This window comes from Pseudomonas sp. GL-B-19 (assembly GCF_019956415.1).
Taxonomy (GTDB): domain Bacteria; phylum Pseudomonadota; class Gammaproteobacteria; order Pseudomonadales; family Pseudomonadaceae; genus Aquipseudomonas.
In genome coordinates this window covers 58,674-83,583 of sequence record NZ_JAHBDK010000011.1, presented here as the reverse complement: position 1 = coordinate 83,583, position 24,910 = coordinate 58,674, and the positions used below count along the sequence as shown (strand labels likewise).

Annotated in this window: 23 protein-coding genes and 1 tRNA gene; 8 read left to right on the top strand and 16 right to left on the bottom strand. The window is 51.1% G+C overall.

The window, feature by feature from the left end; translation table 11 throughout:
* The first annotated feature begins 10 nt into the window (after nucleotides 1-10).
* The 3 genes from KGB06_RS01300 (at nucleotide 11) to KGB06_RS01290 (ending at nucleotide 2,614) form a co-directional block, all read left to right on the top strand.
* Nucleotides 11-301: a DUF3077 domain-containing protein gene (locus tag KGB06_RS01300; protein ID WP_223511362.1), complete on the top strand. Its 291-nt coding sequence runs from the start codon at nucleotides 11-13 to the stop codon at nucleotides 299-301.
* A gap of 332 nt (nucleotides 302-633) precedes the next feature.
* A complete protein-coding gene (locus KGB06_RS01295) occupies nucleotides 634-1,836 on the top strand; it encodes a tyrosine-type recombinase/integrase (RefSeq protein WP_223511361.1) in 1,203 nt (400 codons plus the stop codon).
* A 61-nt stretch (nucleotides 1,837-1,897) separates the two neighbouring features.
* Entirely contained in the window at nucleotides 1,898-2,614 is a 717-nt protein-coding gene (locus KGB06_RS01290; protein ID WP_223511360.1) for a hypothetical protein, read from the top strand.
* Between the two features lie 83 nt (nucleotides 2,615-2,697).
* Here KGB06_RS01290 and KGB06_RS01285 read toward each other — a convergent pair whose 3' ends face one another.
* The 6 genes from KGB06_RS01285 to KGB06_RS01260 form a co-directional block, all read right to left on the bottom strand.
* A complete protein-coding gene (locus KGB06_RS01285) occupies nucleotides 2,698-3,792 on the bottom strand; it encodes an inovirus-type Gp2 protein (protein WP_223511359.1) in 1,095 nt (364 codons plus the stop codon).
* A 313-nt stretch (nucleotides 3,793-4,105) separates the two neighbouring features.
* Nucleotides 4,106-4,336, bottom strand: coding sequence for a helix-turn-helix transcriptional regulator (locus KGB06_RS01280; protein WP_223511357.1), 231 nt, complete (start codon nucleotides 4,334-4,336; stop codon nucleotides 4,106-4,108).
* 1,107 nt (nucleotides 4,337-5,443) lie between these two features.
* Nucleotides 5,444-6,325 (bottom strand): plasmid partitioning protein RepB C-terminal domain-containing protein, encoded by an 882-nt coding sequence (locus KGB06_RS01275; protein WP_223511355.1) that lies wholly within the window; start codon nucleotides 6,323-6,325, stop codon nucleotides 5,444-5,446.
* Nucleotides 6,322-7,221, bottom strand: a complete 900-nt coding sequence (locus KGB06_RS01270; protein WP_223511353.1) for a plasmid partitioning protein RepB C-terminal domain-containing protein — start codon at nucleotides 7,219-7,221, stop codon at nucleotides 6,322-6,324. The genes KGB06_RS01275 and KGB06_RS01270 overlap by 4 nt, the downstream gene beginning before the upstream one ends.
* Complete coding sequence (locus tag KGB06_RS01265; protein ID WP_223511441.1) at nucleotides 7,218-8,756, bottom strand: recombinase family protein; 1,539 nt, start codon at nucleotides 8,754-8,756, stop codon at nucleotides 7,218-7,220. The genes KGB06_RS01270 and KGB06_RS01265 overlap by 4 nt, the downstream gene beginning before the upstream one ends.
* A 205-nt stretch (nucleotides 8,757-8,961) precedes the next feature.
* Nucleotides 8,962-9,420 carry a hypothetical protein gene (locus tag KGB06_RS01260; RefSeq protein ID WP_223511352.1) on the bottom strand — a complete coding sequence of 153 codons (459 nt, stop codon included), beginning with the start codon at nucleotides 9,418-9,420 and terminating at the stop codon, nucleotides 8,962-8,964.
* Nucleotides 9,421-9,641: 221 nt separating this feature from the next.
* Between KGB06_RS01260 and KGB06_RS01255 the strand changes: the two genes are divergently transcribed.
* The 4 genes from KGB06_RS01255 (at nucleotide 9,642) to KGB06_RS01240 (ending at nucleotide 11,826) form a co-directional block, all read left to right on the top strand.
* A complete protein-coding gene (locus KGB06_RS01255; RefSeq protein ID WP_223511351.1) occupies nucleotides 9,642-9,971 on the top strand; it encodes a hypothetical protein in 330 nt (109 codons plus the stop codon).
* 92 nt (nucleotides 9,972-10,063) lie between these two features.
* Nucleotides 10,064-11,032 carry a DUF932 domain-containing protein gene (locus KGB06_RS01250; protein WP_223511350.1) on the top strand — a complete coding sequence of 323 codons (969 nt, stop codon included), beginning with the start codon at nucleotides 10,064-10,066 and terminating at the stop codon, nucleotides 11,030-11,032.
* A 17-nt stretch (nucleotides 11,033-11,049) separates the two neighbouring features.
* A complete protein-coding gene (locus KGB06_RS01245; protein ID WP_223511349.1) occupies nucleotides 11,050-11,547 on the top strand; it encodes a JAB domain-containing protein in 498 nt (165 codons plus the stop codon).
* Between the two features lie 66 nt (nucleotides 11,548-11,613).
* Complete coding sequence (locus KGB06_RS01240) at nucleotides 11,614-11,826, top strand: hypothetical protein (RefSeq protein WP_223511348.1); 213 nt, start codon at nucleotides 11,614-11,616, stop codon at nucleotides 11,824-11,826.
* A 15-nt stretch (nucleotides 11,827-11,841) separates the two neighbouring features.
* Here KGB06_RS01240 and KGB06_RS01235 read toward each other — a convergent pair whose 3' ends face one another.
* Nucleotides 11,842-12,087 carry a helix-turn-helix domain-containing protein gene (locus KGB06_RS01235; RefSeq protein ID WP_223511347.1) on the bottom strand — a complete coding sequence of 82 codons (246 nt, stop codon included), beginning with the start codon at nucleotides 12,085-12,087 and terminating at the stop codon, nucleotides 11,842-11,844.
* 155 nt (nucleotides 12,088-12,242) lie between these two features.
* Between KGB06_RS01235 and KGB06_RS01230 the strand changes: the two genes are divergently transcribed.
* Nucleotides 12,243-13,232, top strand: a complete 990-nt coding sequence (locus tag KGB06_RS01230) for a toxin-antitoxin system YwqK family antitoxin (protein ID WP_223511346.1) — start codon at nucleotides 12,243-12,245, stop codon at nucleotides 13,230-13,232.
* Nucleotides 13,233-13,371: 139 nt separating this feature from the next.
* Here KGB06_RS01230 and KGB06_RS29865 read toward each other — a convergent pair whose 3' ends face one another.
* From KGB06_RS29865 to KGB06_RS01190, 9 genes are all read right to left on the bottom strand, one after another.
* The gene (locus KGB06_RS29865) at nucleotides 13,372-13,503 is read right to left on the bottom strand and encodes a hypothetical protein (RefSeq protein WP_263288119.1); all 132 of its coding nucleotides are present in this window, start codon (nucleotides 13,501-13,503) and stop codon (nucleotides 13,372-13,374) included.
* A 298-nt stretch (nucleotides 13,504-13,801) separates the two neighbouring features.
* Entirely contained in the window at nucleotides 13,802-14,221 is a 420-nt protein-coding gene (locus KGB06_RS01225; RefSeq protein ID WP_223511345.1) for a hypothetical protein, read from the bottom strand.
* Between the two features lie 80 nt (nucleotides 14,222-14,301).
* The gene (locus tag KGB06_RS01220) at nucleotides 14,302-17,076 is read right to left on the bottom strand and encodes a DEAD/DEAH box helicase (RefSeq protein ID WP_223511343.1); all 2,775 of its coding nucleotides are present in this window, start codon (nucleotides 17,074-17,076) and stop codon (nucleotides 14,302-14,304) included.
* Nucleotides 17,077-17,274: 198 nt separating this feature from the next.
* A complete protein-coding gene (locus KGB06_RS01215; protein ID WP_223511341.1) occupies nucleotides 17,275-18,948 on the bottom strand; it encodes a site-specific DNA-methyltransferase in 1,674 nt (557 codons plus the stop codon).
* Complete coding sequence (locus KGB06_RS01210; protein WP_223511340.1) at nucleotides 18,945-19,697, bottom strand: hypothetical protein; 753 nt, start codon at nucleotides 19,695-19,697, stop codon at nucleotides 18,945-18,947. The genes KGB06_RS01215 and KGB06_RS01210 overlap by 4 nt, the downstream gene beginning before the upstream one ends.
* Nucleotides 19,698-19,917: 220 nt before the next feature.
* A complete protein-coding gene (locus tag KGB06_RS01205; protein WP_223511338.1) occupies nucleotides 19,918-22,797 on the bottom strand; it encodes an SNF2-related protein in 2,880 nt (959 codons plus the stop codon).
* Between the two features lie 436 nt (nucleotides 22,798-23,233).
* Nucleotides 23,234-23,323: transfer RNA gene (locus tag KGB06_RS01200), tRNA-Ser, on the bottom strand.
* Nucleotides 23,324-23,406: 83 nt separating this feature from the next.
* Nucleotides 23,407-24,120 carry a phosphoribosylaminoimidazolesuccinocarboxamide synthase gene (purC, locus tag KGB06_RS01195; protein WP_007944067.1) on the bottom strand — a complete coding sequence of 238 codons (714 nt, stop codon included), beginning with the start codon at nucleotides 24,118-24,120 and terminating at the stop codon, nucleotides 23,407-23,409.
* Between the two features lie 28 nt (nucleotides 24,121-24,148).
* Complete coding sequence (locus KGB06_RS01190) at nucleotides 24,149-24,907, bottom strand: MBL fold metallo-hydrolase (protein WP_223511337.1); 759 nt, start codon at nucleotides 24,905-24,907, stop codon at nucleotides 24,149-24,151.
* Nucleotides 24,908-24,910 lie beyond the last annotated feature (3 nt).

Sequence of the window (24,910 nt, the reverse complement as noted above, 5' to 3'; positions counted from 1 at the left end):
GAGGTGGAAAATGACCGAACCTGCAGAAGCAAAAACGATCGGCTTCACCCCCATTTATTGCTCAGACAATGCAATGTTCCACGTAAGCGCGGGAGTGCCCGTCAGTACTGCATTAGCACAGGCCTCGGATTTCCTGTTCCTGGCCAAGGCACTCACAGAGGACGCAGCTTATGCAAAAGACACCGACCGTCATGCTTGGGCTGCACACTATTTGACGGCGATGGGAAAAGCGCTGATCGATGATGTGGTGAAGGCGGTTTCGCCACGACCTGTTTGGAAGAGCGAAAAGACAGCAAATTAGTGGCTCGTCATTCTGAGTATTCGCCCGAGATATCAGGGGCCTCCAACTCTGGTTGAAAGCGCAGCTAAAAATGCCCTGAACGAAACCCCAAAAACGAAAAAGCCCCGTAACTTTTCAGTTACGGGGCTTTTTCTATGTAATGGCGGAGAGATAGTCCCCCGCACTGGCATCCTAAATTTTCCGAACAAATCCGTTACACGTAGATAATACTAGGCCATGCACCTAGTATCCGTCCATTCCTGTCCGACGCCACCTCATTACTTCCTACACCTTGTGGGGGAACAAATGGGGGAACCGTCTCGACATCATAAACGTCAGCACGGTGAAAGATCATGGGAAAACTAAATCCCAAACAAGTTGAAAACGTAACCGAGGCCGGTACATACGAAGACGGCGAAGGATTGCGCCTGGTAGTAAAAGCAAGTGGGAAAAAGTCTTGGGTACTGCGGTTTCAGCTCGCGGGAAAACGCCGCGAGATGGGCCTAGGCGGCTTTCCTGATGTAACGCTCAAGGAGGCGCGGTCGAAGGCTGTAGATCAAAGAAAACTGCTTCAGCAGAAAATCGATCCACTCACGGAGCGTGACGCCACTCGCCTTGCACAGCAAAAAGCCGAACAGGCTCAGAAGGCTAAAGCGATAACCTTCAAGTCGGTCACCCTTGATTACATCGCTGCTCACCGTGCGGGCTGGAAAAACGCAAAACATGCTCAGCAGTGGGAAAACACTTTAACCACCTACGCCTTCCCCATTCTGGAAAATTTGAACACGGAAGACGTGACTACTGAACACGTGCTCCATGTACTCACCCCCATTTGGCAATCAAAATCAGAAACAGCATCTCGCGTGCGTAACCGCATCGAAATGGTGCTCGATGCCGCGAAAGCCAGAGGTCTGCGCGAAGGAGAAAATCCAGCCAGATGGCGCGGACATCTTGATAAGCTGCTTCCACCACGTTCGAAGGTCAAGGTTGTTGTTCACCATCCTGCACTGCCGTGGTCTGAGATACCTGCCTTCATGAAAGAAATCGCGAAGCACGATGATCTCAGCTACAAAGCAATGCAGCTGACTATTCTGACGGCCTGCCGGACCAACGAAGTTCTAGGGTCTACCTGGACCGAGTTCGACTTGGAGAAGAAGGTATGGAGAATTCCCCCTCACAGAATGAAAGCCGCAAAGGAGCACCGAGTACCATTGAGCGATGCGGCTTTGAGCGTACTGAAGGGCTTAGCTCAGATAAGAAGCAATTCCTACGTGTTTCCGGGAGCACGAGAAGGTAGGCCTTTATCCAACATGTCGATGCTGATGGCTCTACGCCGTATGAAACGTGAAGACCTGACCATGCACGGCTTCCGCTCAACATTTCGAGACTGGGCTGCTGAGTCGACGAACTATCCTCGGGAGGTGTGTGAACAAGCATTAGCGCATGTACGTCAGGACAAAGCCGAAGCGGCATATTTTCGAGGCGATTTATTTGAAAAACGCCGAGCTATGATGACGGATTGGGCAAGCTTCATAAATTCATGCCCAAATCAATAACCCTTTCTTACGAAAGCTCATCAGTTGCCACGTTGGCACCATTCAAAGACCAGCAGACAAAATGAAAGAAACGAAACCTGCACTCTTTTCACCGATCCAAATCACAATGAGCACGAATGAAAACATAGGCAGCACCACAGTCGATAAAGCCATCGCTAGAAACCACGACATGCTTTTGGATAGTTTTTTCCATCCACTACTTGGGCTCGAAGAATATAAGAAACTACTGGAGGACATCCGCGCAATCACAGACAACCCCGCACTGCAAGCCGAGTTGGAAATTCGCTGGATGGACGAAGACAGTCAGCAGAGTGAAAAAATCAAGACACTGCTGCAAGACGCAAGATATGCCTGCCTATACCTCGAACTGGCAAGAGCCGCTGAGACACATAATGACCGCGACCGCGCTTGGGCCTTTACCTGCTATGCAAGTGTGATGGTTGGTGAGGTTACAGAAAAATCAGCGGCGGTCATCAACAAGATGAACAGAGATGCTCGCTCAATCCAAAACAGTAAAAATGCCCAAGGACGAAACAAGGCCACCTTACAGGTCAAAGAAGAAGTAGCAAGGCTGCTTGAGGAGAAACGACCTGAAGCAGGGTGGCCATCCAAGGAAAAAGTCGTTACCGGTCTTGAAACACCTTTAACTGGGTTTATCGAAAAAAATAATATCCTGGGTATACGCATCTCAAATATTGATACATGGCTAAAAGAATGGCTCCGTGGAGACGAACTCGTTAATCCTGCCTGGGAAAAGAATAAGCATGCAAATGCGTGATGAACTATAGGAGTTTAGGTTATCACAAGGGCGGTACTGACCTACGGCCCTCAGTACCGCTGAGAGCCGTAGATGGCACTCCCCTATGCCGCGCACACGCGGTCAGTGGGAGCAACCCTTGGCCTACCGCGAGAGTCTTTCTGACGCGGTCGTTCCATCTTCCCCATGCCTCGCCCAGTGGTTTGAAGCTTCATGTAGAGATCGGTCTTGGTCAGATAGGGCACCGCCAAGCTGGTCAGTGAGTCCCGCATCAGACTATCCGCGTTGTGGACCATGCCGATGCCACAGCTCTTGTAGCGCGATTTGTCCGCGTTGCAGTTGTAGTACAACCCACGACCTTTCGTGACAACATTCGTCCAATATTTGCCTATCAGGAGGGCTTTGGTAATGTCCTGTCGGACCTTCGAACCATCGAAGAAAAATATCATGTGGTAGTGGAAACCCTTCTCCGCCCCATGCTCCAGCTTCCAGATATAACCCACCATGTCATCAAATAATTTGTTCGACCTCGAGTTCTGTAACAAGTGTTCGCGATCCCGCTTGGCTTCCGCCTGTGTCGTCTTGGCGTGCTGCTTTTGGTAGCTCAAGTCAACTCTCACCACCAGTAGCCTAGAATAGTGTTCAAACAGCGCATCAACGTACGATGTCAGTTCCTTGTAGTTTTTATTGCTTGATCGCTGGTAGTTCTTAAGCTTGCCCTGAAAGGCTTTGGAGCTAGCCTCCTGTCGAATGCTGTCAACACACGAGTTCAGTTTCTGAACGAGGGGCACGATATCCTCGCTACCCCTGTGTATGGCACGCAACTGGTTAATACTTAGGCCAAACGCCTCAACCTGCTTGACCATCAATGCGATATACGGCTCGAACGTGTAAAGGCTCCGCAGCCCTTTATCTTGAGACACATTCATTTTTAACAGCTTGTACAGGAAGGCTCCCGGAATATTGCGTCGTAGACTAACCTCAGTGTCTCCCTTCGTATCATTCAGGCTATAGGCATCCCCCTCGGTCTTGATAAGTTTTTGAACCCATACCGATGCTAGCTTCAGTTCACTGACTAAGCCGATATCCAGCTCACCCTGTACGTCGCCATCGCCTGTTTCGATGCGACACTTACTCAGGAGCGCAATCTCGCGCTCATCCTTCAATACGTTTACACACCCCTTCATACCTTCAAACACTCAACAAGTCTGATGAATTACTGATTGACTTGCTTGGATCAAGTCAATCCCCTCCCCCTGCGATATCTACTAGACACACATCTCTTTACTAAATGAGTGAGTGTTGGGAATACTCAATAAATGGGCATTGGTAATACTAATAACATATAAGCCAGAAATATTAGGGCAAGCCGATCCCGATCAAAGCACTGCCAGTAGCACACCTCGCTATAAAACTACGGATTAAAACGCTATACGGAGTTGGTGTTCGAATTCAGTTCAAAAAGGCCAGAGAAATTTCAGCCTACTCACCGGTGAAGAGGCCGTCGAATGATCAGCACGCCTCCTTAGCAGACATGCGCTGCTCAATCCACGTGGTGATTTCGGAGTCGATCCAGCCAATGGCCGCAGCCCCCAGCTTGATCGGTTTGGGGAACGTAGCGTCGTACCTCGGCGACTGGACGTCCATGCGGTCATAGATCGTTGACCGCCCGAGGCCGATACGCTCGGTCAATTGCTTGAGACGTACGATCCTCGGGTAGAAAACAGTTTGGGTATTGGTCACTTTCCTGCTCGTTATGTATTTGGGAGTGATGCAACTTTAGGCCGTGTTCGCTCCAACAAGAATACCGGCAGCGGCAAGTATTTTTTCCCTGAGCATGGGCAACGCGTCTCGAACGTAGGAGCTCACTACCTGCATGACGTTTGCGGGAGCGGCCCCAACCACCTTTCCGCCATCGACGTAGCCTGACGCACTACACCCTCTGGCGTCTGGTTTGCGAAAAGATCCTGTCGCAATGTTCGGGGCTAAGCTCCGCAACTTCGTTCTATTTTTTGTCGGTGTTGATCCGGCTGGAGGGGCAAGATGATCGCGGAGACCGAACACATCATTAGCTATTGGAGTAATTTCCCATTCGCGAGCCGATAAGGCAGAATCCCTCTACGAACACCTGCCCCCCCCCAAAAAAAGCGCTTTCTGGCCCGGAAGAACTAACTCCGTAGGGTTTAAGAACTAACTCCGTATGGCGGTTAACTGACAAATTTCGCCCCCTCACCTACAAACGATATTGAAACTCATTTAAAACCTTCGTCACAACACTGAATATCCCTCATGGAATCCAACCCCATGTCATTTCAGTGCCCTTGCTGTACCTCCAGAAAAATTGCTTGCCTACAACCGACCATGAAATCGGCTGCGCCTGTGGGCACCATCAGCAGTCCTTCGCGAGGGCGGAGCGAGCACTTGTCGAAAGCCTAATGTGCCGTGACGCTGCACTATGCACCGAACCTGCATTCGCCAAAAATGCAGCGTGACTTATGCCCTGGGCTGCTGCGACCGAGAAGCCATCGGCTGGGTGGCCCGCCCCGTACTACATACGCGACACGCCGCCTCCTTGCTGAGGGATTTGTTCTCGGTATAGCCATCGTAGACGCCCTCAGGGCGCGCCTGTGATGCACGGTAAAATATCAAGTACATCCCTTCGAGGGCGCGCCAGGCAGAGCTGGACGAATAATTGGTACCGCGATTCCGGTATTAGCTAATGTACATACTTCCAACCCTAGGACTCGAACTTCGCTGTCTCAATAAAGCAGCTCAGCAGTCATGACAACAATGTAGGTGCACCAAGTAAATTGTCAGCAACGAAGTGGCGGTTTTTCCATCGCTGTTCATTCACTTGTCCAGCGACACCGCCTGCACAATCCTTTCGAACTCAACTAGCACGTCGGGTTGATTTTGGGTGAGGAAACGGATGACCGCGTCGTTATCCAGTAGCTTCACTAGATAGCCCTGGGCTAGCACAAGATTGAGCACGTCTTGACCGTAGGATTGCTCGACCAGCTTGAACTGTCCTTGCAGGTTTCCCATTTCACGTTCCATTTTGGCCATCTGCTCGGGCGTTGCGCCACCGAGCTTGCGGGGCTTGGCATCGCCCACCAAAAGGTTGCTTGGCGTGGCGGCCATGAGTGCCTGAGCGTAGGGCACAGTGATATTGTTAATGGCCACCATTAGCTCCACGCACTCCACCTGCCTGGTCGGTTTGAGTTTGCGCAACACCGCTCCGATTTCGGCGGAAAAGTGCTGATCCTTAAGCATCTCGGCCGCTTCAACGCATACGCCATCCAGCAGATTCATTTTCTTGATGATGAGACTGATGTCGACGTTCAACGCCTTGGCGAGCCTGGCCGGTGTCACGCCGCGCTCGACCGCACGCCGGATCATGAAGTGCTCTTGAATAGTGGAAAGACGATTGATCCGGTTGTTATAGGTGTAGGTCTCATCGTCTACGGCGACCAAGCACGGCGCATCGATAAAGCCCAATTGCTTGAGCACCAACAAACGAATGTGCCCATCCAGCAACGTATGCTGGCTAGATTGATTGTCGGCCTTGCTGACCGTCAGTGGCTCGATTAATCCGACGGCATCAATCGACGACTGAATCTGCTTGAATTTTTTAGAGCCGATCAGCCCTTTAGGAACCTTGCGCGAGGGCAGGATCAGATCCAACGAAACTGATAGTGGCTGCGGAACAAAACCAAGGGGCAATTGGCTCACGTCGTATGGGCTCCTATCCAAACTCGCTCGGCGAGGTATTTCGGTAGCGTATCCAATCCTTCAGCACGCAGCAGGTTGGTGAAGTTGTCATCGGACAGCAACTGGCGCAGGGCCTCGATCACAAAGAGCAGCCGCTGTTGAGCGAACTCGGCCTTTTTGACCATGAGTTTTTGCCGCTCGACCTCTTTCTGGTAGCTACGGATAAGGCTGGATGAGGTGACCTCACCCGCCTTACGCGGTGTACCACGCGCAATGGATCGCCCCAGTGACCGGCGGCGCTCAATGACCCGACGAGCCTGGATCAGTTGTTTGCCACGCAACTTCCCTGATTCGTAAGCATCTTGCAGGGCGGCCTGTACCTCCGTATCACTGCCTGCCCCCGCGATAGCAAGAGCGGCATTCAGCGGAATACGCCCGCTTTCGACCGCCACCAACAGGCGCTCCTCACCACTTTTGAGCAACTGAAGAATGCCATAGACATAGTCGGCGCTAAGGCCAGTTTTCTGGGCAATGGTCTTTTTGTCATAGCCTTGGTCACGTAACCGCTCGATACCTGCTAGCAACTCCAGAGGTCGGCATTGGCGGCGTGCAATATTCTCCGCCAGGCTCATAAGAAAGGCGTCCTCGTCGCTGACGCTCACCACCATTGCGGGAATTCTGCTTTCGCCCAACGTTTTATAGGCTTTGAGCCGTCCTTCACCGCAAATCAGTAGGTAACGCTCTGATCCATCTGCGTCGGAGCGAGGGGTCACGGTGATCGGCTTCTTTAGACCGATGTTTTTGATGTTGCCGACGATCTCGTCGAAAACCCGTCCGTTTCGCTCTCGCGTATTCAGTACCTCAATGAATTCGAGCGGAATCATTTTCAGTTCGCTGGACAGATGCTCCTTGCTCATACCGCCCTCCTGATACGTGCGCGTGCGGCCATGCCGTAGAGATAATCCAGACTGTCAAAGCGATAACTCTCAAATTCAATTCCGTTGTGATCGGCAAGATTGAAACCCTGCTGACCGAAGTCCAACCGTGGCAGTAGGTAATAGTCGAGCGGCGCCTGATTGGTGTCGTCCAGACGGACGGCGACCGTAATGTCAGGGGCCAGGCTGGTATCGAAGCGAACCTTCCAGCGCCTGCGTCCGCTGTCCAGCGACTGGCAACGAGACAGGACCAGAGAGATGCTAAATTCCCGATTGACCGTCAATAGGTCGGTCGCGGGATCGCGCTCGATCAATCCACCGATATCGGAAATCACGTGTTCGGTCTGACTGACGATTTCCGGATGTAGCCTTCGCAAAAATCGATTGATCTCAAGGAAGCGATAGTCTCGATCCGGCGTGAATCCTACGACCTGGTAGGCACTGATCAAACTACCAAACCGGTGGATATAAGCCGAGGCCGATGGCATCCCCTCTGTCTCGTCAATGATGAGGCCCGAAAGGAAGCCGCGATGCTGGTAAAGATTGCGTAGTTTCTCGATCAGCTCTTCATTGCTGAACCGACGCGCCCGGGCGCGCAGGATTCCTTGGGCGGTATAGAACGCCTCCGGTGACACGATGGCCTCGAAGGCCCCTTCCTTCTTGATCCACATATCCGGCTGGTTGGTGACCCGGTGTTTTTTGAGTTTGAAGGAAATCTTGTTGTAGACATTGTTACCGATGTATTTTTCATTGCTCAGCACTTCGCGCACAGTGGCCCGTGTCCAGTCCCGTCCCAAATCGGTGTGTATGCCACGGTTGTTAAGGCGGGAGGCGATTTCGGATTCCGGCAACCCTTCATCGATGAACCAGCGATAGATCTGGTTCACCGCCTGCACTTCGGCGTGAGGCCCAGGCATCAAGATCACTCGGTCGGTTTGCAGGCTCTTGTGCTCGCCCCTCGCCAACTCACTTTTTATTAAGCCAGCCTGATCGATAAGGACTCGCCGCAGACCGTAACCCGCAGGTCCCCCTTGGCGAAAGCCCAGCTCGATCAATCGACACTGGCCCGCGAACACCTTGGCCGACAGCTCCCGACTGTACTCGCCCGCCATCGCGCGCTTGACGCCTTTGACGATTGTCGAGACTGGAGAGCCGTCGTTTTCAAACTGCTCTGCACAGTAGGCAAACTGAATGCCCGCCCGGCGGCAAATGTACTCGTAATAGGCGCTTTCGTCAGCATCCTGGAATCGCCCCCAGCGACTGACGTCATAGACCAGAATGATCTGGAAGTCTGCCGCTCCAGACTCGACGTCCTTGATCAACTGCTGCAAGGCCTGTCGGCCATCGATGCGCAGCCCGCTTTTGCCTTGATCGGCATAGGTACGGACGATCTGCATTCCGCGCCGTTCGGCATACTCGCGAATCTTGTCAGACTGATTTTCGGTCGAGTACTGCTGGTGCTCAGTCGACATTCTGACGTATTCGGCGGCACGTAATGCCACCGGCCTATCCGCCATCGCAAGTGAAGAATCATCTGATTGCATAGGACCCGATCGCTCGCCGTTATTCGTGTGCTTGCTCTCGGGTCTGCCTTTCACATCTTCGCGTGGGCCTCGGCCAAAGAAAAACCGGCCGAAGCGCAAGTCGTTGAGATAGCTGCCACGCAGCATGATCGAGAACTTATTTGGTTTCGTAATTAGCGCCTGACCCGCGAAATGACCATCACGTCCTATCTTTGCACCCGTCCTTTTTGCACGGGCAATCGATGTTTAATGGAGTGATCTCGACGATCCATGCCTCACTACTGGCCGCGTCACCGTTGGAAATTTGCTCAATTCTGTAGAGCCCGGGGCGCAGCGCCATGCCCCGTGACACGTCCATCTTTGCAAGATCGACTTCCTGCTGCAGATCGTGTTTGGATCGCTGGCGGGATTTGTTTCGGTCGACGTATTCGGGATTGGCTTCCCGATAATTGCGCCAATATTCTGGATGGCGATCCAGCCACGCACGCTGATTGCGGCTCTGGTTATCCCGATAATCAGGATCGGTTTGCATCTTGTCGCGTTGCCAGCGTTGGCGTCGTGCTCGCTGACAGGCTGGTAGCGAACAGTAGGTTTGATTGGGTACTTGTGGACGTTTTTCGAACGCCAGGCCACAGCAAGCGCAGATTTTGTTCGACATCAAAGTTCTCCATATGAAAACTCATATGGGGACTGCTACCCCCCTGTACGCAACTGGCTGGTTCGAAGAGTTTTGTTTGGACTTATTGGTGATAATTAGGGTGCGAGACCTATTTTGAATGGACGAATTAACCCCCGAAATAACAAGCCTTCCAGTTGATGCATTGAAACGAATTTCGCACCTATATCACGACACTGAATATCCCTCATGGAACTCGCCCCATGTCACTTCAGTGCCCTTGCTGTAACTCCAGAAAAATCGCTTCCCTCAGAACAGCCATGACGGTTGGCGCCCTTGTTGGCTCCATCGGAGGAGCGGCACGAGGCGCGAGCTCCGCACTCGCCGGCAGTCAAATCGGGAACACTCTCGGCGCCCTTATCCGCCCGCCTGGCATCAGTATCGGTTCAGTCTCTAGCGCCATCCTCGGTGGACTGGCTGGGGGTGCCGGTGGCTGCGCGCTTGGCGCCCAACTCGGCGAAAAATTGGATCGTCATGTGCTGTCCAACAACCTCTGTTTGGTCTGCGGGCATCGCTTCAATCTGCCTACTTAATCAGCGCACCTTTCAACTTCCCCACACTAATCCGGTCCGCGCTGCGTTCTGCGCAGCGCTTATGCCGACCTGCATCCAAAGGAATCTCTCCCATGGCTCATCTCATCGAACAAATGGCTTACGTTGGCGCTACCCCTTGGCATGGCCTGGGTAGCCGTCTCACCGAAAAACAACCACTGGAAGTCTGGCAGCGTGAAGCGGGGATGGATTGGCAGATCCAGGACAGCCCGGTGCAATTCAAGGCCGAGGCCGCTGGCCATCTGGGAAGCATTCACTCATTCCCGGAACAAAAGGTATTGTATCGCTCCGACACCAAAGCGCCGTTGTCGGTGGTCTCACATCGCTATCAGGTGGTGCAGCCTCGTCAGGTTTTGGAGTTCTACCGAGACCTGACCGAGTTCTCCGGTTACGAGCTGGAAACCGCTGGCGTGCTCAAAGGTGGCCGCAAGTTCTGGGCCCTCGCCAGAACCGGTCAGGCCACGGCACTGAAGGGCGATGATCAGGTCAACGGCTACCTGCTGCTGGCCACCTCTTGCGACGGCACACTGGCCACCACCGCCACGCCCACCACGGTGCGCGTGGTCTGCAACAACACCTTGAGTATTTCCCTGGACGGCGCTACTCACGCCATCAAGGTTCCACACAGCACGCGCTTTGATCCGCGTACGGTCAAACAGCAATTGGGCATCGCCGTCTCGCAATGGGACGAATTCCTGTACCGGATGCGTACCCTCGCCGAACGTAAGGTTCAGACCAAAGAAGCCCTCGGCTTCTTTATGGACGTGCTGTGCGACACCAGCGCCCACTCCCCTATTCCTGATGCATTACCCAACAAGCGGGCAATGGAGAAGGTGCAAACGCTATTCGAAGGGAAAGGCCGAGGCGCGGAACTGTCATCCGCACGCGGCACCGCTTGGGGTTTACTGAACGCGGTGACGGAGTACGTGGATCACGAACGCCGCGCCCGCAACTCGGAGTACCGAATGGATTCCGCCTGGTTTGGCGAAGGGGCGGTGATCAAACAGAAAGCGTTGCATGCAGCCCTGCAACTTGTGGGCTGAGCCCAAGGAGATCCGGGATGAAACTGCACAAGCTCAAAGCCAGTGACATTGCTGGCCAGTACCACATCGACTCGCCCGTCAGCGAAAGCGACATTCTGCGCATGGCTCAGCAGTTGGCCCGTCAACGCCTGGCCAAAGGTCGATTGCTGACCACACCCAGCCAAGTCATCAGCCACCTGCAAGTACTCCTGCAACACTATGAGCACGAAGTGTTTGCCCTGCTGTTACTCGACAGCAAACACCGCGTGCTCGGCTTTCATGAGTTGTTTCGCGGCACCCTGAATGAAGCCAGCGTCCATCCACGGGAAGTGGTGAAGCTGGTGTTGGCGCACAACGCAGCGGCAGTGGTTCTGGTGCACAACCATCCCTCTGGCGATCCCGCGCCCAGCCAAGCAGATCGCCAGTTGACGCAGGCGCTAAAAGCGGCACTCACCTTGGTTGGCACCCGGACACTCGACCATGTCGTGGTCGGCTTGGAAGGCTGTGTGTCGTTCGCCGAAATCGGCTATCTCTAAATTATCCCAGCCGGCAAACCTTCTCCATCACTCACCCGTTAAATTCCCACAACAGGAAAGACGTCCATGACCGTGCTTCGCTTTTTTCTTAAGTTGTTCCTCTTCATTTGCTTGCTCGCCGGTAGCAGCGTGCTGGTGGCAGCCCTCTGCCTGATGGCACGCTTCCCACTTTTGCTCATAACAGTAGCGTTCACTTGTTTGCTGTTCTGGAGATTAATTTCCTCCAAGAGCATCAGAGCCTTCTGCGACATTAACAGGCAACGCGGGATAAAAACTTGAAACCGCGTTGGCCGATCAGAGTCCAGCGTCAACAAACAAATCAGACGGTTTGCACCGCATAGCCGTTGCAATCCGAAGAATGTTGAGAAATGTCACGTTTCTCTCTCCTCGCTCGATCTTCCCCATGTGGGAACGATCAATCCCGGAAGCATCCGCCAGGGCTTCTTGCGAAAGGGCCAGCCCAAGCCGTCGTGCGCGAACTGCCGCACCAAGCTTAACTAAATAGCCGTCTTTATCGAGGTTCGCTGAGATTCTTGCCATGGAAGAAATCGTCGCGCTATGATGCGTTTACAGCCACGGTATTTACGACCCTTTTTTGGTCGCAGCCTTTAAAGCACATTTTTCTTTCGCCGAAAAAATAACTCCACCAAAAACTTAAAGCCTTACTTTTTAGAAGAACTCAGGAACTTTATGTCATGAAATACATTTCTCTACTTGCCGTTTCAGTGGGACTTCTCTCCCTGACTGGCTGCGGCTCCAGCGAACTAGACTTCAGAAATGTTCAAACTTCGAATGGAAAAATATATGAAGGCAAAGCAAACAAACCATTTAGTGGTTTCATTACTAATATCCCTGAAAGCTTCGTCCATACCAGCAGCGGATACAACACGCTCATAAGCAACATGAACGACGCACTAAAAAACATAAAATCCGAAACAAACGCGTTCTGGGGCAAAACCTTTTCTTGTGATGCTGAAGTAAAAGATGGATATATCTCTGGCAATGTCTCTTGTCACAATCAAAAAACGCACAGCCTCCGATACACAGCGCAATACAAAGATGGGAAAATGGATGGCGATATGCAGGTCTTCTCCCTTGATGAAAAACGCACAATAGCAAAAGCTTCGTTTAAAGAGGATTTACTCAACGGCTCAGCTACAATCTTCAGTCCAAACACAGAAAAGCCAGTCCAAGTAAGAAATTACCAAAATGGCAAACCAGATGGCAAGCAAGAAAACTACGACGAAATCACTGGCAATGTCATTTATCGGAATGAATCCAAGGACGGCTTGACGGTAGGAAAAGTTGAAGCATTCAATGCTCAAGGAGCCATCATTAAGCAAATACCCTACGACGAAGGCGTTCCGCACGGGATAGCTTATGAGTGGGACATCAACAACAATAGAATGATAGGGCTTACAACGTTTGATCACGGCGCTAAGACAGGGGAGAGCAAAACTTGGGACCCTGATGGCTCCCTGATTTCAGATTATATTTACAAGCGCAATGCAATTATCGAAGACAAGCTGCACTCAGCGCAGCCCTCCACCAACACATGTCTCACCAACTTTATCGACAACTTTCACAAAGCTAATGGCGATGCTGCAGTAATTAACGCAGACCAGACCGCAGAATGGGAATCTTCTTGCGCCGCAAACAACGATGCACCCTGGACAGAAGAATAACCTGAGTTATAGAAGTTCTTTTAGCTGCGTGCAAAGCGGAGTGTCCAAAGCTATTTGCCAGTGTATCTTGCAAGAACTGGGGGCGAATTACTCATCAACGGCACTTCGCTTGAGCAGATCGGACAAGCTGATCCATGACTTAATCAGCGCCGCGAACGCCTGCCAGAACCGCTCCGCCGGAGAAACGGCTAAACAGCATTTCATACGCAAAAAAGCCTGACGAACCGGCCCACCAAGCGGGCAGCCCTTCAGGCTTTTTTTTGAGTTCCACGAAGATTCTTCCGTTTGTTAAAATCCAAAGCTGCAATCTGACTTCTGAACGACTAGACCTGGTCCTGCCCAGCATTACCGATACTGGGTCCTTGAAAACATCCCATTACAAGCAGCACCCTATTCCCGTTACCGGAAGTTCTGAGGCCTCTCAGAGGGAATGTTGACTGCATCTGAAGGACGCTCTCAAGCAGCCCGCTGCGTAGGGCGCGTAAAATCGGTCGATCTAATGCTAGTACTGGATATCCACCTAATCGTGCAAGGTCATCTGGATCGAGTGTCACCCCGGATTAGCGGCCCTATTGACCGAATACAAACAAAAATACCCTATCAAGATCTTCGGTCACATCAACAATCTGAAGATTTGCCTGAGAAAAGACGTCTACAACTTCTTGAGCAATGCGCTCTTTTACCAGGGGATCCACAGTCGTCTCGCGCCATGTAAGCCGGCAATAAAGACCTTCGTCGGGGACGCGAAGATCCATTGGAATCGGCCCTGTTGGAAAAGTGCGGTGATCAAAAGCGAGACTGAGAGCCGCATTGGGAGAAGAATCCATCAGGTCTTGCAATGCCTGTTGCAAGACTCGGACCTTGGATTCCGATGCGGCAGCCCACGCCCTTTGGGGGACGTAATAGATAAGGAATGACTTACCTTCACGGGCTACGATCCTCTTTTTTTCCGTCTCGTCCCGCATTAGCTTGAAAAGTTGCTGATCCATTATCCTGGTTCCCCCAATGACGTACGTGCCTGAAAATGTTCGCTATCTCACGGAGATGATCATTACAGACACCGAAGCCCTCAGCAAATAGCAACTGAAGATTTAAGCTCAAACCTTAAAAAATCGCTCAAACGCTTGGATTCCGAAATCTCATTATGTGGGATTAACACATACCTCCAAGGCTTGCCTTGAACACTCAGTGAATGCTCACTGGCATGTTTAGCCCAGCGAGCAGCAGCTTCGGCCTTTGCCTTCACATCTTGCGAATCAAGCTCATTGGCTGCCTTGGTTTCTACCAAAAGAACACAATTTTCCGCTTCAACAACAAAATCCGGGATGTACTCCGGCTGCTCAGTTCCCAACTTATAGTAGATCTGGAACTGACCCTTAGCGGGTTTAAACCACTTCAAAGCATCACGTTCGAGGATGACAGCAAAACGACGCTCTGTGTCCGAGTCAAACCTCTGCAGCGGATACAAGCAGCGAGTAAAGCCACCGAAAAGCATCTGCTTGATACGACTAGTCTCGGTAACCGTCTCGCGGAAATGATGAGCGGCATGACCCGCAGTGACAGTGTAATTACAAGGTTTAAGCTCTGTGAAGCCACGACTGATCTGCACTTCATATCCGGTAGCTTCTTCCCAGAAATGTCCAATCATCTCGGCATGAATCAACCTGGCTAGCTCTCCGCCAAAAGTGTCCAGAATCTCATGAAGCTCTGTCTCCGAGTAGCTCTGATCCCGAAAGTGATCAACTGCCTGTCTCGCCAAGTCATACAAAAGCTCTGATTGGGTGAGGTAGTCGACGTCATCGAAGTCGATCAGCTTCTTGACGATATAATCCTCAAGAGATCTCTCGCGAATTCCGCTCTCTCGGCTCATTGTGAACTGATCATTTGTACGTAATTCTTGCCCAACGATCTCACGCTGCCCAGGCTGGAAGTTTGGCAACATTCCAAGCTTGAAAGGATGAAATCCAGTGGTCACATCCCCGGTCGGTACAACCGCGATACGAGGAATATCGATGGTTTGCTGCACCACCATTTCTGTAGTTCTCGCTACAACATACGCAAGATCGATTGCAGGCGTGTTTTCATCAACACCTTCCAACAGACTTCCCTGCGTAGATTTTAGACGCTCAGCGACCTCCGCCAGAATTTTCTGCTGTACTCCAGGCTTCAGTAGGGACTCACTGGTAGGAACCAGATCACGCCTAGTCTCATATTTGCCAATAACCTCCATCACAGCACGGGCAGCCTGCTTCTCCGCAAGTGTTGTAAAAACTGGTCCCGAGTTGGAAGAACCCGCTTCTGTAGCGGGGGCCACAATCGTACCTACCTCACCAGACGCAGAGATTGAACTACCGGCCTTGGACTGTGAAGATGCGTCCGTCAAACCCAAGCGCTCCATAACTCCGGATACGACCTGTACGCTGACTTTCTTATCGTCTGGGCTAGGCGCATCAAGAATCACCTGCTTCAGGCGAATCGGAGAATCACCCCGGTTAGCCTCGTCGATGATTTCTTGGAACTTGTCGTGGGCAACAATATTCAGACGATCTACCGCCGCCACACCAGTTCGCTTACCGTATGGTAGGCGTAGACCACGTCCAATGGACTGCTCAATCAACGTCCGTGCATTGGCAGCGCGCAATGGAACGATGGTGTAAAGGTTGGTCACGTCCCAACCTTCCTTGAGCATGTTGACGTGAATAACAATCTCTGTAGGTTCGTCCACGCTCTCGACAGCGAGCAGCCGAGCAATTACCTCTTCTTCGTCTTTACCTGTTTTACTCGAATCGACCTGAATGACCTTGCCCTGATAGCGCCCCTCGAAAAATGCCTGCGACTTCAAAAGTGCCAACAACTGCCCCGCATGAGTGGTATCACGCGCAATCACCAACATGAAAGGCTTAACTACTTTAACGCCATTTTCCCGGGCATAAGTCAGCAACTCTACCTTGGTCATTTCGTGCAGCCGTACGCCGTCTTCCAGCTTAGTCTTCTCAATTTCGTCCGGGGTATGGGCCTTGGCATCGAAGTTACGCTGTGTGACAACTGCTGGCTCTTTGACAAAACCGTCTTCCATGGCACAGGCCAGCGGGTAATCCATCACCACATTTTTGAACGGCACAGGACCACGAGCGGACTCAACAAAAGGTGTCGCAGTAACCTCAAGGCCGAACAACGGCTTGAGATCATTGATGGAGCGCACTCCAGCGCTCGCACGGTAGCGATGTGACTCATCCATTAAAAGCACAAGATCATCCAAACTCGCCAAGTGATTAAAGTAACTATCACCAAGCACTTCACGCATACGCTTGATTCGTGGTTCCTTGCCACCACGCACCTCAGAGTTGATCTTGGAAATGTTAAAAATGTTGATGCGCACTTCGCCAAAAAGCTCACCACCAGTGATGTTCTGCTGATCGTAGTTGTCGCCAGTGATAACTCGGGGGGAGTTAATAGCAAACTCACCGATGCCCTTGAACACATACTTCGGAGTATTGGGAGTGAAGTCGGCAATCAGCTTATTGTAAATAGTCAGATTGGGGGCCAACACAAAGAAATTGTTAATCTGATGTTCCAGGTGAAGATAAGCGATAAACGCACCCATAAGACGGGTTTTGCCTACGCCTGTAGCCAGCGCAAAGCAAAGTGACGGAAAATCGCGTTCAAAATCCTCCAATGTCGCGAACTGTGCTTTAAGGGAGGCAAGGATGGCTGGCAAATTCTGATTGTGCGCCAGCATCTCAGGAGCAGCTGTCAGAGCCTGCTCTAATTTACCTAAAGATTCAGCCTGAGGGGGGCGCAGCGACAAACGACCTGCCACATGATTTTGAACGCGCGAACTCATGCTACTTTTCCTTTTTTCTGGATAGGCAAACTCGAAGGCTTCCTGCTCTTTTCAAGCGGTGTGAGCTGAGTCATATTCTGCATGCAGATCTGGTATCCACGCCACCGGCCATATGCCACGAAACACGCCCGAAGTCGTATTTTTGCATCCTCGGTTGGGAAAGCATCAACTCTCTCCGTGGGTGCTTGGCATTCATGCTCAATCACCACCAAACAGGCCGCCCTGGACAGGTGCTACAACTATTTTTTCTAGTGTTTTTTGGACTACCTCTAGCTCCGGAATCGGCTCGTCTGCCATCGGTAGATTCGCCACATTCAAACTGTAATCGTCGTGCCCCCACTCGCAACGTGACAGAACCATTTTCGGAATCTTCTTCAAGGTCAAATTTGGCCAGCGCTCAGACGCCTTGAGACCAGTCACACCGTGGAAGGCCGCACAGCAAACTAAAAGGCTTTGGTCAGTACCCACATCATCAGAAAGCACCTGTAACTGCTCAGCTGACAAATTCTGAGTAGTAACATAAATAAAATCACACTCGCTAGAGTAGCCATGTTGCCACCAGTGGAACTCGGATGGCTTGTAGGTGAAGCCCTCCAACTTGGATAAAGCCTCAGCTAGTTGATCAGCGTTATATTCAGGATTGATCACTGGGTTACCCCAACGATCGTCAACAATTAGGCTAGGGGCAAGCTTGTAATAGCGAAACCCGCCCCCCCCAACCCAATTAGCAGCCTCAGTGATTCCGCCCTTATCATTCCCGTCTATGACCTTTTTCAATCTTGGGATCACGTGCGTATGGCAGTGCTCCCCAAGCTCGACCATGATCCAGCGACGACCCATTTTTTGAGCTACCGCCCCGGTAGTTCCTGAGCCCGCAAAGGAGTCAAGTACTAAATCGCCCGGCTGCGTTGCTAAAGCTAAAACCCGTTCCAACAGCCTTTCCGGTTTTGGAGTATCAAAAAGTATTTCGCCGAAGATTGAGCGCATCTCCTTTTTCGCTTCGTCATTATGACCGACCTCGTCATAAGTCCAAATTGTTGTACTCGGAATGGTATCGGTTACTTCCGAAAGAAATCTTTTGTACGCTGGTCTAGCGTCCCCATTGACCCCAAACCAAATGCGGTCATCCGCAATTAACTCTGCAAATTTTTCTTTTGTATAACGCCAACTAGTGCCAGAAGGCGGAAAGACCTCTCGTCCAGAAGGTAGAGTCACAGGGAAAATTGCGTAATCTCTCGCTTCGTTACGTAACACATCACTTGCCTTCCAGGGGCCGCGAGGATCCGCATCTCGGTTCGTATACCGCCCAGTTTGCTTTTCCGTCTTCGCGAGACGCCCAAGGTTGAATTTGTTCAGATCCTTAGCGAATACTAAAATAAAATCATGAGAGGTAGAGAAATATTTGGAGTCTGACTTTGGTGCGTATTTTTTTTGCCAAATAACCGTTGAAACAAAGTTGTTTCGCCCAAAAATCTCATCACACAGCACCTTCAGGTAGTGCGCTTCATTATCATCAATAGTGATCCAAAGTGAACCATCATCAGAAAGTAATTTTTTTATAATCTCTAACCGATCCCGCATTAGCCCCAGCCAAACGGAGTGCTCTAGACCATCGTCATAATGAGTGAACGCACTACCCGTATTGTACGGAGGATCAATGAAAACACACTTAACCTGACCTGAAAACTCTTGTTCAAGTGCTTTCAACGCGAGTAGATTATCTCCAAATATTAGCCGATTATCGAAGATATCTAAATCCGAGACTCGCTGCTTAGCATGATACGACCTTGCCTGATCCTCGATGAGAATTCGCGGCTCGACCTTGGGTCGCTTTTCTTTACCAACCCAAGTAAGTTCGAGCTTATTTTTCATTTAGACACCTGATTATTTCTTGGCAACACTGCGTTGAGCATAAACTTGCAATCACTTGCCTGGTAGATTGGTGATATTGCACGATATGAGGCACCATCTTGATCTAAACGATTAATGCCGTGCTCGTGCAAAAGCTCTTTGCTCGCGCCACCGACTACAAAACCTGTAACCGAACCACTTTCCAGAAGATCTTCAAATATCTTCATTTTTAAACTGTTTTCCTGAGCTACATCTCTCGGCCGCAAATAATAAACCACCTGAAAATACCAATCCCTAGGAGGCTCTATTGGCTTGTTCTTTGATGTATACCATCCGTAAACAGAAAGCTTCTCTAAAATTTTCTCTACCGGAGCCAATTTATAGCAAAAAGAAGACCTAACTTCAATACTTTGCGTAGCCTGCGTAATTTTATTATGTAACTCAAGATCATAGGGGTCGGGGTTTTCGAAATTGTCAGACCTGGACTTATCGTATTCACTAACAGCAAACACCGACCCTAATCCCCAAGCCCCTATACATCGATTTAACATCTCCAACACAGCTGAGTCCGCAAGCTTACCTGCAATTATTCTATTTTTAATAACCTCAGATGTTCTTTGAATGCCACCTGGATTATGTACATTTATGAAATCCATTTTAGCATTAGCAACACTTGTGGCCTCATTGATATCGTGAGAATCGAAAACCACCTCGACCACCAAATGATTTTCAGATCCGACGCAACGCCATTTTTTAGACTTGATCAGCATAATTTTCGCTCATATTGCGGCGCATAGTGCTTAAAGCAATCGGCCTGCTGATTGCGAGACGGATTAGTAAAAGACAAGGCGATGTTTTCGCTCAAGGGCTGCCGAGCTATCTGAGTTGTCATTGAAGTCTTAATATTGCAAAGACAAACACACAAAATAGCAAATGAATTTAAAAAAACAATATGCATACTTTCCGCATACTGTGACTTTAGTAAAACCATCAACACAGCTTCCATTTCACTGTGAATAGTGTTTGCTCTTGAACCTGCTGCTGCAGCTGGATCTCTAATATTTCAATCAATTCGTTTCGTTTAGTCTCAATCTCGTCCTGCCGCGTAAAAAGCTCACGCCTCAACTTATTACGTTTTCCTTCTAGCTCGCGCTGCGTCTTTTGGTGCGCCAGCTTTTCTTCCAATGTAGTCGATATAGCTGCAGTACGACGGACTTCTTTAATATCGATATCGACCACTTTTATCTCTTGTTCAAGACCCAACTTTAAGTCGTCCACCCAAGAGTCTAGCTTCTCGACCTCTTGCTCAAAGTAGCCCAGGTTACGATGATTAATTTTACGCAACAACGCATCCTTGCGGAAAAGAAGATCATTCTGCAACGAGTTAATTTGAGTACGTGTCTCGTCGCTAGGAAGCCAAGCATGTACACCTGCTGGAATACGCAGAAGCTTCTCGGGAACATCATCATTCATCGCCTCGCCATCAACTGTGACGGCTGACACAAGTAAGTGTTGCTCTTGCTGACCGAGCGCCTCTACCGTCAACAGAAGTACCGTGAGCACGCCTGACTTTCCGCGATATCGCACCAAAGAACTTATGGTGTTGCCGTAGGCTGTATAATCGAAAATAAGGCAGGCCTCACCGAGAGGACGCCCCTTGGCTTGCGTAGTCACCCATTCAGCCAAGGGATGACCAAGGCGATATAGGTGAGCTTCCCCGCTACGTCGAGGCAGCTCGTAACGCCCCAGTACTACGCCATCAACATCAGATTCGGGCAGTCTATTTAAAATAAATCCTTCATCATCAAAATCAGCGTACCGAGCAAGTTCGGCCTGAGTAACTTCCATCAGCATACGTTCGTAGCGATTTAGCGTAGAACGACTTGCTTCGGCATTTATCCTTAGTTTTTCCTGCACTTCTTCATCGAAATTTTCCAGTAAGAGCTGGCGAGTTTTAACCATCGCCTCGTTGATCTCACCGGACAAATCAACTTGCAGCTGTGTAAAGCTGGCATAAATAGCCTCCGGCTCTCTACAGTTCTGGTAGATATCCGCAATGCGCCTCTCAAAATCCACCCCTGACCCAATGGCTCCAAGCACTTCATCACTTGCACCAAATACCCCCTCGAACAACTCGAACTTCTCTGCCAAGAGCTGGTATACGCGAGCGTCGGCGGCATTGCTGAGATCTACAAAGTTAACAACAACCACATCAAATTTTTGACCATACCGATGACAGCGACCAATTCGCTGCTCAATGCGTTGCGGATTCCATGGCAAGTCGTAATTGATCACCAACGAACAAAACTGGAGGTTGATGCCCTCCGCTCCTGCCTCGGTGGCAATCATGATAGTGCCTTTTTCCTTAAAGTACTCCACCAAAGCGGCGCGAGTATCGGCTGTTTTTGAGCCAGAAATACGATCACTACCTTCGTGTGTTTTCAGCCACTCCTTGTAGATATTTTGAGCACCTTCATCACTGTTAGTACCATTGAAAAGCACAATGCCGTCGCTATAAGAGGTATTTACCAAAAGAGAAAGTAAGTAAGTCTGCGTGCGTTTTGATTCAGTGAAGATTATGGCTTTTTTCGCCGCGCCTAATCGATCAAGCTCGCTAAATGCCTTTTCTAGCGCAACCAGCAGCGCCCTTCCTTTTGAGTTGTCACGAATATTGCTGGCCAGCTCCTTGAAATGGCGAAGCTCTGCAATTTCCACTCGGATGGCTTCTCGGGAATTTTCCGAAGAAGACTGACCGGAGGAATTATCTTCATCCCACTCATCTGCAGTTTCATTAAGCACTTCAAAGTCGCCATCTAGCTCCCCTGCCAGATCTGGCACATCATCAGTTTCGTCTAGCAGCTTCTGCAGACGGTTGGCCATAGTCTCCAGTGCGCCAGCAATCGCATGTGTGGACGAAGCCAACAGTTTCCAAAGGACCAAGGAGATCAGCTGGCGCTGTCCATCAGGCAAGGCATAGAGATTGGGACGGCGTAAATAGTCCGCCACCAGCGATGACAAAAACTGCTCTTCGTTGGTAGGCGTGAACTCCTGAACGATGGCCTTACGTGCCGTGTAAGAAACGTATTGTTGCACTTGTCGGCGCAGAGTGCGCTTGCAAAGTGGCGCAATACGGTAGCGCAGCGCTGCAAAGCTCTGCTCTCTACCCCCTTGAGTAAACTGAGTACGGAAGCTTTCGACATCTCCAAAGATACGGTCGTCAATCATGCTGACCAACCCATACAACTCCAAAAGGGAGTTTTGCAGTGGGGTCGCAGTCAGTAGAACTTTGTGATGCACATGCTCAAGCGAATCCTTAATCGTTCTAGCGATGACATTGCCTGACTTGTAGACATTTCGCAGTCGGTGAGCCTCATCCATCACAACAAGATCCCATTCGACCGCTTTGATATTGGCTGCCTTGGATTTAACGAACTGATACGAACAGATAACAGGACCGCCGGACTGCACGAAGGGATTGTTGTTTCCCTGCTTGCGCTGGACGTTGTAATTCTTGGCCTCCAAAATCACCCCTTGCAGATGGAACTTGTCCTGTAGCTCCTGATGCCACTGCTTGCGGAGGTTGGCCGGCACGATGATAAGAATCTTTCGACTGCGCTCAGCCCAACGTTGAGAAATGACCAATCCAGCTTCGATGGTTTTACCAAGCCCCACTTCATCCGCAAGGATGACACCGCGTGAGAGTGGGTTGCGGCACGCAAAGAGCGCAGCGTCCACTTGGTGGGGATTGAGATCGACCTGAGAGTCGACCAGGGTAGACGCCAGCGACTCCACACTGTCGCTTGCTGCACGCCGAGTCAGCATCCAAGCGTAGTACTGGCACTGATACTCCGTCAGCAAAGTCAAACCCATTTGGCTGCTATTTCCATTCTGTCATCCATACTTGCTTAAGACGAGCGTGCGCCTAGGCCTAGCCAAGCTCGCCTTTTAAGAAACCCAAACTTACCAGGATCAGTATTGCAGAGCCTATGCATTTCGAGGAGCGGCAATGTCATCTACATCACGCAAAACGCCCTACCCATACGTTAGGTCTTTTTGGTGCCTTGTCGCAGAAGATGCTGGCGTGAAGGTCTCTTGCGCATTGAGAACTGGATTGGAGGTTTTTTAGAAAAATGGGCATTGTCGCAAACGACAAAGAAGTGACGCTGCCGTACAGCTATATTCTCAACAATAAAAATCGCTGTAGGGGCCTTCGAGCTGACGCACAACAAACGTGGGGGAACAAATGGGGGAACAAAACAGACAGATACGAAAAAGCCCAGCAAAACTGGGCTTTTTCTGTATGTAATGGCGGAGAGATAGGGATTCGAACCCTAGGTACCGGTGAAGGTACAACGGATTTCGAATCCGTCCCATTCGGCCACTCTGGCATCTCTCCAACGGCGCGCATCATAACAACACTTTCGCAGGAAGCGAACCCCCTAAGCGAAATTTTTCCGTGCTATCAGATGCTTGCGTCGATTAAAGCGGTACGCCCAGACGATTGGCGACTTCTTCGTAGGCTTCGATGACGTCACCGAGGCCCTGACGGAAGCGGTCCTTGTCCATTTTCTTGCCGGTGGCCTTGTCCCACAGGCGGCAACCGTCCGGGCTGAATTCGTCGCCCAGGACGATGGAGCCGTCGTGGAATACGCCGAATTCGAGTTTGAAGTCGACCAGCAGCAGGCCGGCGTCGTCGAACAGTTTGCTCAGGACTTCGTTGACCTTGAGCGACAGTTCTTTCATGCGAACCAGTTGCTCGGCAGTGCCCCAACCGAAGGCCACGACGTGGGATTCGTTGATGAACGGGTCGCCCTTGGCGTCGTCCTTCAGGAACAGTTCGAAGGTGTAAGGATTGAGCTTCATGCCTTCTTCGACGCCCAGGCGCTTGACCAGGCTGCCGGCGGCGTAGTTACGCACAACGCACTCGACCGGGATCATGTCGAGTTTTTTCACCAGGCATTCATTGTCGCCCAGCAGTTTGTCGAATTGCGTCGGCACGCCGGCGGCTTCGAGTTTCTGCATGATGAAGGCATTGAACTTGTTGTTCACCATGCCTTTGCGGTCGAGCTGCTCGATGCGCTTGCCGTCGAACGCCGAGGTGTCGTTGCGAAACAGCAGGATCAAGCGGTTAGCGTCGTCGGTCTTGTAAACCGATTTGGCTTTGCCGCGGTAGAGTTCTTCACGTTTTTCCATGATGGGCTCCGCTTGCTAAGTAGGTGGGCTAGGCGATGTGTCGCCAGTCGAGCCCTGAATCTTGATCGGCCAGTTGCAGCCAGTCCGGATCGCACCCGAGGGTGTCGACAAAACATTGCCGGGCCAGCTGCGGCAGGTTGTTCTTGCTGCTCAGATGGGCCAGGACCAGGTGTTGCAGGCCTTGCCAGCCCAACTCGGACACCAGGAATGCCGCCTGGTGGTTGTTCAAATGTCCCAATTCACCGCCCACCCGCTGCTTCAGAAAGTACGGGTAATGACCGCGAGCCAGCATGTCACGGCAATGGTTGGACTCGATCATCAACGCATCGAGGTCCCGATAGCCATCCAGCACCTTGTTGCAATACGAGCCCAGGTCGGTCAACAGGCCGAAGCGCCGCTCACCGTCGCTGAAGACGTATTGCGTCGGCTCCTGTGCATCATGGGCCACGGCAATGACACCGATGCTCAGAGCGCCGATCTGCAGTTGCTCGCCGCCGGCCAACAGGCCAGCCGGTTCAATCGGTTTGCGCATCCCGCGCAGGGTCCCGCGACTGAGGTACACAGGCAGATTGTAGCGCCGAGACAGCAAACCCACGCCATGCACGTGGTCGGCATGTTCGTGGGTCACGAGTATCGCGCTCAGCTGCGCCGGGTTTACACCCAGACGCAGCAGGCGTTTTTCGGTTTCTCGCAGGGAGAAACCACAATCCACCAGCACATACGTATCATCGCTGGCTATCAGCGTGCCGTTCCCTTGGCTACCGCTGCCGAGAACGGCAAAACGCATGTG

What these genes read in the sequence shown, in the direction of transcription:
- KGB06_RS01240 (WP_223511348.1), top strand. Translation starts at nt 11,614, where the DNA reads ATGACCGTGCTTCGCTTTTTTCTTAAGTTGTTCCTCTTCATTTGCTTG.
- KGB06_RS01290 (WP_223511360.1), top strand. Translation starts at nt 1,898, where the DNA reads ATGAAAGAAACGAAACCTGCACTCTTTTCACCGATCCAAATCACAATG.
- KGB06_RS01235 (WP_223511347.1), bottom strand. Translation starts at nt 12,087, where the DNA reads ATGGCAAGAATCTCAGCGAACCTCGATAAAGACGGCTATTTAGTTAAG.
- KGB06_RS01270 (WP_223511353.1), bottom strand. Translation starts at nt 7,221, where the DNA reads ATGAGCAAGGAGCATCTGTCCAGCGAACTGAAAATGATTCCGCTCGAA.
- KGB06_RS01190 (WP_223511337.1), bottom strand. Translation starts at nt 24,907, where the DNA reads ATGCGTTTTGCCGTTCTCGGCAGCGGTAGCCAAGGGAACGGCACGCTG.
- purC (WP_007944067.1), bottom strand. Translation starts at nt 24,120, where the DNA reads ATGGAAAAACGTGAAGAACTCTACCGCGGCAAAGCCAAATCGGTTTAC.
- KGB06_RS01220 (WP_223511343.1), bottom strand. Translation starts at nt 17,076, where the DNA reads ATGAGTTCGCGCGTTCAAAATCATGTGGCAGGTCGTTTGTCGCTGCGC.
- KGB06_RS01250 (WP_223511350.1), top strand. Translation starts at nt 10,064, where the DNA reads ATGGCTCATCTCATCGAACAAATGGCTTACGTTGGCGCTACCCCTTGG.
- KGB06_RS01205 (WP_223511338.1), bottom strand. Translation starts at nt 22,797, where the DNA reads ATGGGTTTGACTTTGCTGACGGAGTATCAGTGCCAGTACTACGCTTGG.
- KGB06_RS01230 (WP_223511346.1), top strand. Translation starts at nt 12,243, where the DNA reads ATGAAATACATTTCTCTACTTGCCGTTTCAGTGGGACTTCTCTCCCTG.
- KGB06_RS01295 (WP_223511361.1), top strand. Translation starts at nt 634, where the DNA reads ATGGGAAAACTAAATCCCAAACAAGTTGAAAACGTAACCGAGGCCGGT.
- KGB06_RS01260 (WP_223511352.1), bottom strand. Translation starts at nt 9,420, where the DNA reads ATGTCGAACAAAATCTGCGCTTGCTGTGGCCTGGCGTTCGAAAAACGT.
- KGB06_RS01265 (WP_223511441.1), bottom strand. Translation starts at nt 8,756, where the DNA reads ATGGCGGATAGGCCGGTGGCATTACGTGCCGCCGAATACGTCAGAATG.
- KGB06_RS01255 (WP_223511351.1), top strand. Translation starts at nt 9,642, where the DNA reads ATGTCACTTCAGTGCCCTTGCTGTAACTCCAGAAAAATCGCTTCCCTC.
- KGB06_RS01210 (WP_223511340.1), bottom strand. Translation starts at nt 19,697, where the DNA reads ATGCTGATCAAGTCTAAAAAATGGCGTTGCGTCGGATCTGAAAATCAT.
- KGB06_RS01215 (WP_223511341.1), bottom strand. Translation starts at nt 18,948, where the DNA reads ATGAAAAATAAGCTCGAACTTACTTGGGTTGGTAAAGAAAAGCGACCC.
- KGB06_RS01225 (WP_223511345.1), bottom strand. Translation starts at nt 14,221, where the DNA reads ATGGATCAGCAACTTTTCAAGCTAATGCGGGACGAGACGGAAAAAAAG.
- KGB06_RS01300 (WP_223511362.1), top strand. Translation starts at nt 11, where the DNA reads ATGACCGAACCTGCAGAAGCAAAAACGATCGGCTTCACCCCCATTTAT.
- KGB06_RS01245 (WP_223511349.1), top strand. Translation starts at nt 11,050, where the DNA reads ATGAAACTGCACAAGCTCAAAGCCAGTGACATTGCTGGCCAGTACCAC.